Source organism: Actinomadura geliboluensis, from assembly GCF_043197915.1.
Taxonomy (GTDB): domain Bacteria; phylum Actinomycetota; class Actinomycetes; order Streptosporangiales; family Streptosporangiaceae; genus Spirillospora; species Spirillospora geliboluensis.
The window spans coordinates 295162-307838 of record NZ_JBICUA010000003.1; the positions used below are offsets into that span (position 1 = coordinate 295162).

A 12677-nucleotide genomic window follows, 5' to 3' on the forward strand; every position below is an offset into this window, starting at 1 on the left:
GGGCCTTTTCTGTGTCTTTTCCAGTGCGGTTCGTCAGTCGGTGCGGTTCAGCCGGCGAGCCTCTGCGCACCCGTGTGCCAGGCCAGCAGGCGCCGTTCCAGCAGCATGAAGAGGGCGTTGAAGAGGAGGCCGAGGATGCCGAGCATCACGATCGCCGCCCACATCCGCGGCAGCTCGAAGCCCCGCTGGGCGTCGATGAGCTCGGAGCCGATGCCCGCGGTGCTGCCGAACAGCTCGGACAGGACCATCAGGATCAGCGCGAACGACAGCGCCACCCGCAGCCCCGCGAAGATCTTGGGCGCAGCCGCCGGCAGCACGATCGTCAGCAGCCGGCGGACGGGCCCGACGCCGAACACGCGGGCCGTGTCCAGCTGCAGCGGCTCCACGGTGCGGACCCCCTCGGCGGTGTTGAGCAGCACGGGCCACACCACGCCGAACGCGATCGTGACGACCTGCATGGTCGCGCCGAGCTGGAACACCATGATGAAGAACGGGACCAGCGTCGGCGGCGGCACCGCCCGCAGGAACTCCAGCACCGGGTTCAGCAGGTCGTTGAGGACCGCCGAGCGCCCGATCGCCGCCCCGACCGCGACGCCGGCGGCGCCCGCGGCGGCCCATCCGATGAACAGGTGGGTCAGGCTCGTGGCGAAGTCGTCCATCGCCTGGTCGGTGAGGAACAGGTGCGACGCGGGGCCGCCGAACCACAGCTCGCGCAGCGTCCGGGCGATCGTCGTGGGCGGCGGGAAGTAGGTCTCCTCCACCGCCCGCGTGACGACCTCCCACAGCACGGCGGCGACGGCGACGAGCCAGACGCGCTCGGCGAACCCGCGCGCCGCCCGCGCCGCCCCGGTGCCCGGCCTCCGCGCGGGGCGCACCGCGCGCGCCCCGGTGCTCGCGGCGCTCATGCGGCGGCCTCCGCGCGGGCGGAGTCCCAGCGGAACGCGACGCGCTGCAGGCCGAGCAGGCCCGCGTTGGCGAGCAGGCCGAGGACGCCCGCCCAGCACGCCCCCGCCAGCAGCAGGTCGGTGCGGCCTCCGCCGGACTGGGTCTCGCTCAGGTAGATTCCCACCCCGTCGACCCCGCCGGCGTACAGCTCGGTGCTGATCACGACGATGAGGGCGACGGACGCGGCGATCCGGACGCCGGTGGCGATGAACGGTGCCGCGCTCGGCAGCGACACCCGCCACAGGACGGCCGGCGTCCCGAACCCGAAGGCGCGCAGGCTGTCCTTGGCCAGCGGGTCGACGTCGCGGAGCGCGTACAGGGTGTTGATGAGGATCGGCCACAGGCACGCGTAGAAGATCAGCGACATCTTCATCCGGGTGGGGTCCGCGAACAGGATGAGGGCGAGCGGGATCAGCGCGACCGACGGGATCGGCCGCATCAGCTCGACCAGGACCCGTGCCGCGGTGCCGAGCAGCGGCACCGAGCCGAGCAGCACGCCCAGCGGCACCGCCACGAGCACCGCCAGCGCGAGGCCGCCGAGCCACGCCCGCAGCGTCGCCCCGACGTCCACCAGGAACTCCCCGTCCACCGCCAGCCGCCCCGCCTCCCGCAGGATGGTGGTCGCCGGGGGCAGCGCGGCCGGGTCGACGAGACCGGTACGGCTCAGGGTCTCGATGACGGCGGCCACGCCGACCGCCCCGGCGGCACCGAGAACGATCTGGCGGGGTCTCATGGGGTCTGCGCGATGAACGACTTGGCGTCGATGGGCTTGTCCACGTACTGGAACTCGCTCATCAGGTCGGCCACGCGCTGCAGGGCGGCGGCGTCCAGCGACGTCGGGTAGGTCCCCATGCTCATCGACGCCGCCACCTTCGCGTTGATGCCCTTGGCGTAGGTCGGCAGGACGGCCTCGACCACCTTGCGGTCGGCGGCCATGCCCTGCGCCTTCTGGAGCGCGCGCTGGAACGCCGCGACCGTCTTCGGGTTCTCCTTGACGAACTTCTCCGTCGCGGCGTACCCGGCGATCGGCAGGTCGGCGGTCTTGCCGGTGGCGAGGTCGGCGACCATCCGCGCGCCCATCGACTCCGCCATCTGGGTGCCGAACGGCTCGATCGCCTGGACGGCGTCCACGCTCTTGGACTTCAGCGCCTGCTCCATCGCCGGCGGCGCGACCTCGACGAACTCCTTGTCCTCGTCGAACCGCACGCCCGCCGGCGTCCCCGCCGCCCGGATCAGCAGGGTGCTGATGTTCCGCTTGGTGTTGACGGCGATCTTCTTGCCCGCCAGGTCGTTGATCGTCTTGTACGGGGAGTCGCCGCGCACCATCAGCGTGTGGGTCTTGGACGCGCTCCGGAACCCCTCCGCGACGATCTTCGGCTTGAAGCCCGGGTCCTTGGTGCCGGCCGTGAACAGCGAGACGTAGTTGCCGAAGCTGAAGTCGAGCCGGCCGCTCTTCAGCAGCGGGATGCCCGCCGCGCCGCCCTGGATGACCTGCGTCTTCACGGTGAGGCCCTCGGCCTTGAACAGTCCCTTGTCGATGGCCAGCTGGACCGGCGCGGTGTCGGCGACGGTCATGGTGCCGAGGGTGATCTCGGACTGCTCCAGGCCGTTGGCGGACTTCGGCTCGTCGGAGCCGCCGCAGGCCGCGGCGGCGAGGGCGAGCACGGCGGCGAGCGCGCCGCCGAGCACCGCGCGTCGGGGGTGGGGTACGGACATGGGGGTTGCTCCAATGTGACGGGGGTGATGGAGGTCCGCTAAGGAGTAGACCCGTACATTGCGGAATTGTCTGCCATGACACTCACATCGAGAAGGAACGGACCGTCGTACTCGAGCGCCTCGGCCATCGCGGCGTCCAGGTCGGCGGCGCTCGTGACGGCCCGTCCCGCGCAGCCGTGCCCGCGGGCCACGGCGGTGAAGTCGATGCCGGTGACGTCGGCGCCGACGATGTCCTCGATGCCGATCCGGCGGCCGAGCGCGCGGACCGCGCCGTAACCCCCGTTGTTGAGGACGATCACCGTCATCGGCAGCCGGTGCTGCGCGGCCGTCCACAGCGCCTGCACCGAGTACATGATCGCGCCGTCGCCGAGGACGCAGACGATCCGCTCGCCGGATCCGGCCAGGGCGCGCCCGACCGCCATGGGCAGGCTCCAGCCGAGCGATCCGCTGCCCATCGTGTAGAACCCGCCGGGCCGCGTCACGGGGAGCCGCGCGTGGAACATGTCCCGGTGGCTCGGGCACTCCTCCACGACGACGGCGTCCGCGGGCATCCGCTCCCGCAGCGTCTCGATGACCAGCGAGGCGTCCATCGGGTCGGAGACCGGCGGCTTCGCCAGGCGCGGCCGCGGCTCCGGCGCCCGCCGGTCGGCCTTGTCGACGCGTTCGAGCAGGCCGGTGATCCCGGTCCGGAGGGTGGTGAGGACGCCGACGCCGACCGGGGCCCACGCCAGCTGGTCGGGGTCGCAGTCGAAGTGGAACAGCCGCGTCCCCTCGGGCAGGAACGGCCCCTCGCTGTGCACGTGGTAGTTGAACACCGGCGCGCCGAGCACGAGCACGACGTCGTGCCCCTCCAGGCGCCGGGCGAGCTGGTCGCGGACGGGCGGCAGGAAGCCCTGGAACAGCGCGTGGTCCTCGGGGAAGCCGGACCGGCCCGACAGCGGGCTGATCCACACCGGCGCGCCGACGCGCTCGGCGAGGTCGACCACGAGCGGGAGCGCGTCCTCGTCCTCGACGCCGGAGCCGACGATGATGACGGGCCGCTCGGCGCCGTTCAGCGCGTCGGCCGTCTCGGCGAGCGCCGCGGGGTCGGCGGTGAAGCCGCCCCGGATCTCGCGGTGCGGGACGGGTTCGGCGGGCCGGTCCCAGTCGTCCTCAGGCACCGACAGGAAGACCGGGCCGCGGGGCGGCGTCATGGCCGTCCGGTACGCCTCGGCGAGCGCGGCCGGCACGTCCTCGGGGCGGGCGGGCTGCCGGCTCCACTTCACGTACGGGCGGGGGAACTGCTCCGGCTCGTCGGCGCCGAGGAACGGCCGGGTCGGCAGCATCGCGCGGGTCTGCTGCCCCGCGACGATGACCAGCGGCACCCGGTCGCGGTGGGCGGTGAAGACCGCGCCGAGCGCGTTGCCCACCCCGCCGGCGGAGTGCAGGTTGACCAGGGCGGCGTTGCCGGTGCCGATGGCGTGGCCCGCCGCCGCGCCCACCGCCACGATCTCCTGCAGCCCGAGCACGTACTCGAAGTCGGCGGGGAAGTCGCGCAGCATGCGCAGCTCGGTGGAGCCGGGGTTGCCGAAGACGGTCGTCATCCCGACCCGCCGGCAGTAGTCGAACACCGCGTCCCGGACCGTGAGTTCTGTCGTCATTCATCTGCCTTTCGCGCCCCGCGGTGCCAGCGGAGCGTCCGCCGCTCCACCGCGAGCAGGATGGTGTTGAACAGGTAGCCGAGGATGCCGAGCAGCACGATCACCGACCAGATGGTCGGGAGGTCGGACTGGCTCTGCGCGTTCGTCAGCTCGAAGCCGAGCCCGTCGGAGGTGCCCGGCAGCAGCTCGGAGAAGACCATCAGGATGAGGCCGAGCGACAGCGCCAGCCGCAGCCCCGCGAAGATCTTCGGCAGTGCCGCGGGGATGATGAGGAACCGGATCCGCTCCGCGGCCGACAGCCGGAACACCTCGGCCGTGGCGGCCTGCGTCTTGTCCACGCTGCGGACCCCGTCCACGGTGTTGAGCAGGACGGGCCAGACGGCGCCGAAGACGATCGAGGCGATCTGCATCTGCGTGCCGAGGTCGAACAGCACGATGAAGACCGGCACCACCGTCGGCGGCGGGATCGCGCGCGCGAACTGCAGGATCGGGTCGAGGTAGGCGAGCACGCGCTCGGACCGGCCGATGGCGATGCCGAGCACGACGCCGGCCACCACCGACAGCAGCAGCGCGACGGCCATCCGGCTCAGGCTCGGCGCGATGGAGTCGCCGGCGTCCCCGCCGAAGTACAGGTGCGCGGCCGGGCCGGAGAACCACATCTCCCGCATCCGGCCGACGATGTCGGACGGCGGCGGGAAGAACGGGCTCTCGGCGATCCGGGTCGCGGCCTCCCAGCCGGCGATGAGGACCACCAGCGGGAGCGCGCGGTGCAGCAGGCCGCGGACCAGCCGGCCCGCGACGCCGCGCGGGCGCGCGGCCCGCACGGTGAGGGCGGCCGCCGTCACGATGCACCACTCCCCTGTGCCTTGTGCCACCGGAACGCGCGGTTCTCGGCCTGCACCAGCACCATGTTGATGATCAGTCCGATGGTGCCGGCCCACACGGTGCCGGCGAGGACGTCGGTGTTGCCGTCCGGCACGGTGCCGGCCTGGGCGATGAACATGCCGAGGCCGTCGCCGAACCCGGAGAGGATCTCGGTGCTGACGGCGAGGATCAGCGCGATCGCCGCGGCGAGCCGCACGCCGGTCGCGATGAACGGGGCGGCGCTCGGCAGCGAGACCTTCAGCAGCACCTGCCACCGGCTGAAGCCGAAGGTGCGCAGCGTCTCCTTCGCCGTCGGGTCGACGTCGTGCAGCCCGTACATGGTGTTGAACAGGATCGGCCAGCTGGAGGCGTAGACGATGAGCGGCACCTCCATGCTGAGGCCGGAGCCGAGCAGCAGCCCGGCCAGCGGGATGAGCGCGACCGACGGGATCGGGCGAAGGAACTCCACGATGGCCCGGACCGCGGTGTTCACCGCGGGGACGCTGCCGAGCAGCAGCCCGAGCGGGACCGCGATGGCGGTCGCGATCAGCATGCCGAGCGCCCACGCGGTGAGCGTGACGCGCACGTTGAACAGGAAGTCGGAGTCGCCGAACAGCTCGACCGCGCGCACGGTGATGGTGGAGGCCGGCGGCAGATAGGAACGGTCCACAATCCCGGCTCTGCCGAGCAGCTCGCTCGCCAGGAACAGGACCGCCACCCCGGCGGCCCCCCGCGCCCACTTGCCGGGACGCGAGAGGCCACGGGGTGGCGTCGTCTGGTGTGCCATGGGGGAATCAGTGCTCGCCGGTCAGGACGTCGGCTGGAACAGGACGGACTTCATGTCGGGCTTCTGCTTGAGCAGGCCCGCGGTCAGCATGAGGTCCACGGTCCGCTGCATGCGGGTGGTGTTCAGCGAGGTCGGGTAGCCCGGCAGCGTGATGACGCCGGCGACCTTCGCGTCGATCTTGGTGTAGGTGGGCAGCGCCTGCTCGACGACCTTGCGGTCGCCGGTGGCGAGCTTCTGCGCCTTGATGATGGCCCGCTGGAACGCCGCGGCCGTCTTCGGGTTCTTCTGGGTGAACTCCTGGGTGCTGACGTAGCCGCTGATCGGCAGGTCGGTCACCGGCTCGGAGCCGCCGTCGACGGCCACCCGCGCGCCGAGCTTCTTCTCGGTGTCGGAGGTGAAGGGCTCCACGGCGTGGATCGCGTCGACCTGGCCCTTCTCCAGGGCGGTCGCCATCTGCGGGAAGGGCACCTGCACGTACTCGATCTTGGAGGCGTCGACGTTGTTGGCCTTCAGGATCGCGTCCAGCGTCAGCGACTGGATGTTGTTCAGGATGTTGACCGCGACCTTCTTGCCCTCCAGGTCCTTGGGGGTCTTGATCTTGGAGTCGGACTTGACCAGCAGGTCGAAGGTGTGCGAGGCCAGCGTCGCGCCCTCGGCGACCACGCTCAGCTTGAGCGTGCCCTTCTCGTTGGCCTGCAGGAACGACACGTAGTTGGCGCCGGCGATGACGTTCACGTCGCCCTTGATCAGCGCCGGGATGGCCTGGGTGCTCTGCTGGACGGGCTTGATCTCGACCTTGAGGCCCTCGGCCTCGAACAGCTTCTGCTTCTGGGCGATGTAGACCGCCACGTTGTCGGCCAGCGGGAGGGCCGCCACCGTCATCGTGTCCTTCTCCAGACCCTGGCCGCCCTTGGCGGAGTCGTCGGAGTCGCCGCAGCCCGCCGCGGCGGACAGGACCAGGGCGAAGGCACCGACCAGTGCTGAAAGACGGAGGGATTGCCGCATGGGCACTCCTTAACTCGCGGGGGAAGTTGCTTCGGCGGGGCCGCCGGTCGGGACTTGTGAGCCGGAGGAACGACTGTAGCCACCGCACCGCCACGCCTGAAGATCACGTTCGAGGGAGGGTATCGCGAAGTGTGCGACTTGAGTGGTTTGGCTCCGAATTGCGTGACTTTCTTGTGTCCTGGCGGCCGGTGTCCGGGCGGCGCCCGCCGCTCCCCGGCCGCCGGGAAGGGTCCCCTGGTCGAGCCGCCGCCGCCCGCCGGCGGACGTCCCGGCCGCGGGCGCCGGGAGGCCCGGAACCCCGCGGGGCTGCGGGTTCCCGCGTTGTCGAATATGGCGTCCAATGGCGCGCCGAAGTCACCGGGGCATTCCCGGAGGGCCTGATTGGACGCCGGCGGTGACAATCCAGCGCCATTCCAATTCGGAGAGTAACTGGTCACGGTCCGGTTGCGATGTACTTTCCCCTTCCGTTCACCGAAAGGAATGGAGCCATCAGCCGATGTCACGGTGCGTGACCATCGCATTGCGGTACGCGCGGACACCGTCCGTGATCGTCCATGCTCAGGAAAACGGACATATGGGTATAAAGTCACGATCGCTCCATTGGTCTATAACCGCTGACCTATGGTCCTTTGCGGCCTATCCGGGAATGTGCTGCAATGTCGTGCGCCGAGGGTGGAGGTGAGGTCGCTTTAACCCTGCGCGCCTATGAGGCCACGGAGAGTGCGACATCGTGTGGAGAGGGTGTTAGCGGCGGATGCAACCAAGCGACGAAGGTCGCGACGGTCCTCGACCAGGTAACGTCGAGGTTCAGTCGGACCGTTCGACACGGTCAGGCAGCAGGCTGAGCCTGCGGAACTGGCGTGTGCCACAGCGGCTGATCGTGCTGGTCCTGGTTCCGACGGTCGCCGCCGTCGTGCTCGCCGGGGTGCGCATTTCCAGCTCCCTCAGCGAGGCGGAGACGTACGGGCGCGTCGAGCAGATGGCCGAGCTGGGCGAGGGGATCACCCGCTTCGTCCAGGAGTTCGCGGCCGAGCGGGACATGGCCGTGGAGTACAGCGCCGCGGGCCGCGCCGGCGCGCTGCTGCCGGAGCTGCAGGCCCAGGAGCGGCGGACCGACGCCCAGGTCGCGGCGGTGCGGTCGGCCGCGAACGCGATCGACGGCTCCTACGGCTCGGAGGCCGTCCGCGACGCCCGCGCGGTGCTCAGCCGGCTGGACGGGATCACGGCCCTGCGCTCCCTGGTCGTCGGTACCAAGGTCCCGGCCTTCATCGTGCTGCAGAAGTACACCGGGGCCACCAGCGAGCTGATCGCGGTCCTCGACGGTATCTCCCAGAACGCGGCCGACGACCGGCTCGCGGAGGCGAGCCGGGCCCTCGGCGCCCTCGCCCGCGCCAAGGAGGCGGTCTCGCGCGAGCGGGCCCTGCTCCTCGTCGGCGCGCGGTCCCGGCAGCTGGCGGCCGACGAGCTGAACGAGCTCCGGGCGGCGCGCGCGCAGGAGGACAGCGAGCTCGCCGCCTTCCGCGACTCCGCGACGCTGGAGCAGGTCCAGCTGTACGAGGACACCGTCGTCGGCACCAAGATCGACCAGGCCCGGCTGCTGCGGCAGCGCGTCATCTCCGGCGTCGCCACCACCGGCGGGCCGCTGTCGCGCACGCTCGGCACCGCGCGCTCACCCAAGCTGCTCCGCGACTCGATGACCAGCATGATCGACAAGATGCGCGAGGTCGAGACGCGGCTGGCGAGCGACATCAGGGCCAGGAGCGACGACAAGGGCGCGGCGGCCCGGACGTCCTCGATCACCGACGCGGTCATCATCGCCGCGCTGCTGGCCATCGTGCTGCTGATCACGATCGTGATGGCGCGGTCGCTGGTGCGGCCGCTGCGCCGGCTGCAGGTCGGCGCGCTGGACGTCGCCAGCACCCGGCTGCCCGGGCTGGTCGACCGGCTGCGCGATCCGGAGGCCGCCGCCGGCGGCATCGAGGTCGAGCCGATCGACATCGACTCCACCGACGAGATCGGCCAGGTCGCGCGGGCCTTCGACGAGGTCCACCGCGAGGCGGTCCGGCTCGCGGCCGACGAGGCCGTCCTGCGCGGCAACATCAACGCGATGTTCGTCAACCTCTCCCGGCGCAGCCAGTCGCTCATCGAGCGCCAGCTGCGGCTGATCGAGGAGCTGGAGCAGAGCGAGCGCGACGAGGAGCAGCTCGCGAGCCTGTTCCGGCTGGACCACCTGGCGACCCGCATGCGGCGCAACTCGGAGAACCTCCTCGTCCTCGGCGGCCAGGAGCAGGTGCGGCGCTGGAACAAGCCCGTCCCGCTCATCGACGTCGTCCGGGCGTCGCTGTCCGAGGTGGAGCAGTACGAACGGGTCGCGCTGCGGGTTCAAGGCGACATGGCGGTCACCGGCCCCGTCGTCAACGACCTCGTCCACCTGCTGGCCGAGCTGGTGGAGAACGCCACCGCGTTCTCCTCCGAGCACACCAAGGTCACCGTCTCCGGGCAGATGCTCAGCGGCGGCGGCTGCATGCTGCAGATCACCGACAACGGCGTGGGCATGTCGCCCGAGGAGCTGGAGCAGGCCAACTGGCGGCTCGCGAACCCGCCGGTCATCGACTTCTCCGCGGCGCGCCGCATGGGCCTGTTCGTGGTCGGCCGCCTGGCCGTCCGGCACGGCATCCGGGTCGAGCTGCGCGCCGCCCAGGGCGGCGGGCTCACCGCGTTCGTCGTGCTGCCGGACGCCGCGATCAGCGCCGGCGAGTCCGGCGGCATCGGCGCCCGCGGGCTCGGGCCCCGCGAGTCCGGCTCGCACGGCCAGCTCTCCCCGCTCACCGCGACGGCCGCCGACCGGCCCGCCGCGGCGGGCGGCGCGTTCCGCCAGGACGGCTACGGGGCCGCCGGGTCGCCGATGGGCGCCCCGTCCGGCGGGACCGGCGGGCACCCCATGGTCGGCGGCGGCACCGGGCCGCTGCGCTCGCTCCGCGGCGGCACCGACGCCCAGCCGATCATCGGCGAGACCGGCCCGATCCCGGTCGGCGGCTTCTCCGGCACCGACGCCCAGCCGACGGTGCCGCCGCCCATCGAGCGGCGCCCGCCGCGCGACCGGCTCCGGGCGCAGGAGACCCGCCAGCCGGCGGACGACCCCTACCAGCCCGGCGACCGGCAGCGGCCGCGCCGGCCGGGCGAGCTGCCCATCCGCGAGCCGGGGGCGAATCTGCCCGACCGCCCGTCCGACGACGGCGCCCCGAACGGGCTGTTCCAGCCGCGCGGCGAGCGCCCGCAGGAGCCCGCCGCCCCCGCCGCCCCCGGCACCGCCGGGACCAACGGCTCCGGCTACCGGCCGGGCGGCCGCACCGGCCCGCAGTCCGTCGTCCCGGAGGCGCAGCCGGCGGTGCCGGAGCCCCGCTCCGCGCGCCAGATCCCGTGGGAGACCGGGCCGCTGCCGGTCGAGTCGCTCCCCGCGGCCGACGGCTACGCCTACTCCGACGGCGCGGCGCCGGCCCCGATGGAGGAGTACGCGCCGGAGCCGCCCGCCCCCGAGCCCGCCATGCGGGCCGCGGCGCCGCCGCCCGCGCCGGCCGAGCCGGCGGGGCCGCCGCGGATGCCCGAGCGGTCGCCCATCTTCGACGCGATGCAGTCCGAATGGTTCCAGCGCAGGTCCGGAGGGTCGTCCGGGGAGGATCCGGTGAAGGGTTGGGAATCGCCCGCGGACGCGGGTTTCCGCGCCGCCGAGGCCGCCCGGCGGCCGGTGGCGACGTCCCGAACGAACGTGGGGCTCCCGAAGCGGGTGCCCGGCAAGAACCGCGTGCCCGGAGCGGTCGGCCGCACCCCCGCGGGGGCCGCGCAGCCGGCCGGCGCCGCGCAGCCGCCGGCGGCGCCGCCGCCGGGAGGCCCGTTGCCGGGCGGGACCGGCCCGGTGCAGTCTGTGCAGGGACAGCAGCTCCCGGCGCCGCAGGGACCGCAGGTCCCCGGCCAGGAGGGGCCCGGCCAGTCGGCCGACGTGGTACGCAGCCGTTTCGCGAGCCTGCAGCGCGGCGTCCACCGGGGACGCAACGAGGCTCGAGGCACAGGAACTTCAGGTGAGGCGCCGTCACAGGGTGACGGCGAGACAGGAGGCACGCGGTGAGCGGGCAGGATCTCAACTGGTTGGTGACGAACTTCGCCGACCGTGTCGCGAAGGTCGCGCACGCCGTCGTGGTCTCCTCGGACGGGCTGCCGATGGCGTACTCGTCGGGGTTCCCGCCCGAGCGCGCCGACCAGCTGTCGGCGATCGCCTCGGGGCTGATGAGCCTCACCCAGGGCGCGGCGAAGATCTTCGACGCGGGCGGGGTGAACCAGACCGTCGTCGAGATGGACCGCGGGCTGCTGTTCGTCATGTCCATCACGAACGGGTCGGTGTTCGCGGTGCTGGCGGCGCCGGACTGCGACCTCGGGCTGGTCGCCTACGAGATGACGCTGCTGGTCGAGCGGGTGGGCCGGGCGCTGACCCCCGCGCTGCGCACCCAGGAGCAGCAGCCGCCCTACTCCGGGCCGTCCGTGACCGAGATGGGCGCAGGCCCCGCCCGCTATTGATCGTGACTGACTCTGACGGAGGTCGGCGACATGGATCGAGGCAGTCACTACGGAGGCGCCCCCGGCGGGCCGGGCGGCTCCGGACGCTGGCCCGGTGACCAGGGCCGGGCGCCGGGCCGCCCGCCCGAGCGGGACGAGGGCGAGGGCAGTTCGCTGGTGCGCCCCTACGCGGTCACCGGGGGGCGCACGAAGCCGCGCTACGACCTGGCCATCGAGGCGCTGGTCACCGCGGCGCCCTACCCGCCCCGGGACGTGGCCGTGCTGACCCCCGAGTACCGGGCGATCATGGATCTGTGCCGGTCCGCCCGCTCGGTGGCCGAGGTGTCCGCGCTGCTGCGCCTGCCGCTCGGCGTGGCGCGCGTGCTCGTCGCCGACATGGCCGTCGAGGGCCTGCTGCGGCTGCACCAGTCGCAGCCCGCAACCACCGCCGGCGGACAGCCGGACATCCGCTTGCTAGAAAGGGTGCTCAGTGGCCTTCGGAAGCTCTGACCAGGTCCCGCCCCCCGGGCCGCACGGCGGAGAGGCCGAGCTGACCTCGGTCAAGATCGTCGTCGGTGGCGGATTCGGCGTCGGGAAGACCACGTTCGTCGGCTCGGTCTCGGAGATCATGCCGCTCACCACCGAGGCGGTGATGACCGCGGCCAGCGCCGACGTGGACGACCTGTCGGCCGTGCCGGACAAGACGACCACGACGGTCGCGATGGACTTCGGGCGCGTGTCGCTCGACAGCGAGCTGATCCTGTACCTGTTCGGCACCCCCGGGCAGCACCGGTTCTGGTTCATGTGGGACGACCTGGTCCGCGGCGCGATCGGCGCCGTCGTGCTGGTCGACACCCGCCGGCTGGAGGACTGCTTCGCCGCGGTGGACTACTTCGAGGAGCTCGGCCTGCCGTTCGTGGTGGGCGTCAACGGGTTCCACGGCGAGTTCCAGTACGCCGTGGAGGACATCCGCGAGGCGCTGTCGATCAGCGCGCACGTGCCGATCGTGCAGTGCGACGCGCGGAGCCGCGAGTCCACCAAGCAGGTGCTGATCACGCTGGTCAAGCACGCGATGACGGTGCACGCCGGCGGTGCGCACGCCGCCGCGCCCGCCCCGCAGCCCGGTTCCACCTCCCCGAGCTGGACCTAGCCGCCCGCGCCGCCCGCCGGGG

The 12677-nt window shown here is 72.4% G+C and carries 11 protein-coding genes; 4 read left to right on the forward strand and 7 right to left on the reverse strand.

Features of this window, described 5'->3' with window-relative positions; translation table 11 throughout:
- Positions 1-47: 47 nt before the first annotated feature.
- From ACGFI1_RS11860 to ACGFI1_RS11890, 7 genes are read right to left on the reverse strand one after another with little or no spacing between them, the layout of a single operon-like run.
- A complete protein-coding gene (locus ACGFI1_RS11860) occupies positions 48-905 on the reverse strand; it encodes an ABC transporter permease (RefSeq protein WP_392784967.1) in 858 nt (285 codons plus the stop codon).
- On the reverse strand, positions 902-1678 hold the full coding sequence (locus tag ACGFI1_RS11865; protein WP_138640672.1) for an ABC transporter permease: 777 nt from the start codon (positions 1676-1678) through the stop codon (positions 902-904). Before ACGFI1_RS11865 ends, ACGFI1_RS11860 begins: the two co-directional genes overlap by 4 nt.
- On the reverse strand, positions 1675-2661 hold the full coding sequence (locus tag ACGFI1_RS11870) for an ABC transporter substrate-binding protein (protein ID WP_392734007.1): 987 nt from the start codon (positions 2659-2661) through the stop codon (positions 1675-1677). The genes ACGFI1_RS11865 and ACGFI1_RS11870 overlap by 4 nt, the downstream gene beginning before the upstream one ends.
- A 38-nt stretch (positions 2662-2699) precedes the next feature.
- Positions 2700-4301: a benzoylformate decarboxylase gene (gene mdlC, locus ACGFI1_RS11875; RefSeq protein ID WP_387070755.1), complete on the reverse strand. Its 1602-nt coding sequence runs from the start codon at positions 4299-4301 to the stop codon at positions 2700-2702.
- On the reverse strand, positions 4298-5146 hold the full coding sequence (locus tag ACGFI1_RS11880) for an ABC transporter permease (RefSeq protein ID WP_240808553.1): 849 nt from the start codon (positions 5144-5146) through the stop codon (positions 4298-4300). The genes mdlC and ACGFI1_RS11880 overlap by 4 nt, the downstream gene beginning before the upstream one ends.
- Positions 5143-5952, reverse strand: coding sequence for an ABC transporter permease (locus ACGFI1_RS11885; RefSeq protein WP_387070749.1), 810 nt, complete (start codon positions 5950-5952; stop codon positions 5143-5145). The genes ACGFI1_RS11880 and ACGFI1_RS11885 overlap by 4 nt, the downstream gene beginning before the upstream one ends.
- 21 nt (positions 5953-5973) lie before the next feature.
- Positions 5974-6957: an ABC transporter substrate-binding protein gene (locus tag ACGFI1_RS11890; protein ID WP_387070746.1), complete on the reverse strand. Its 984-nt coding sequence runs from the start codon at positions 6955-6957 to the stop codon at positions 5974-5976.
- 862 nt (positions 6958-7819) lie between these two features.
- Here ACGFI1_RS11890 and ACGFI1_RS11895 point away from each other — a divergent pair.
- The 4 genes from ACGFI1_RS11895 to ACGFI1_RS11910 are packed head-to-tail and all read left to right on the forward strand — an operon-like array spanning position 7820 to position 12655.
- The gene (locus ACGFI1_RS11895) at positions 7820-11080 is read left to right on the forward strand and encodes a sensor histidine kinase (protein ID WP_392784970.1); all 3261 of its coding nucleotides are present in this window, start codon (positions 7820-7822) and stop codon (positions 11078-11080) included.
- Positions 11077-11526, forward strand: a complete 450-nt coding sequence (locus ACGFI1_RS11900; protein WP_138639453.1) for a roadblock/LC7 domain-containing protein — start codon at positions 11077-11079, stop codon at positions 11524-11526. Before ACGFI1_RS11895 ends, ACGFI1_RS11900 begins: the two co-directional genes overlap by 4 nt.
- A 30-nt stretch (positions 11527-11556) precedes the next feature.
- Positions 11557-12015, forward strand: a complete 459-nt coding sequence (locus tag ACGFI1_RS11905) for a DUF742 domain-containing protein (RefSeq protein ID WP_138639454.1) — start codon at positions 11557-11559, stop codon at positions 12013-12015.
- Between the two features lie 40 nt (positions 12016-12055).
- Complete coding sequence (locus ACGFI1_RS11910) at positions 12056-12655, forward strand: GTP-binding protein (protein WP_386869967.1); 600 nt, start codon at positions 12056-12058, stop codon at positions 12653-12655.
- Positions 12656-12677: the final 22 nt, after the last annotated feature.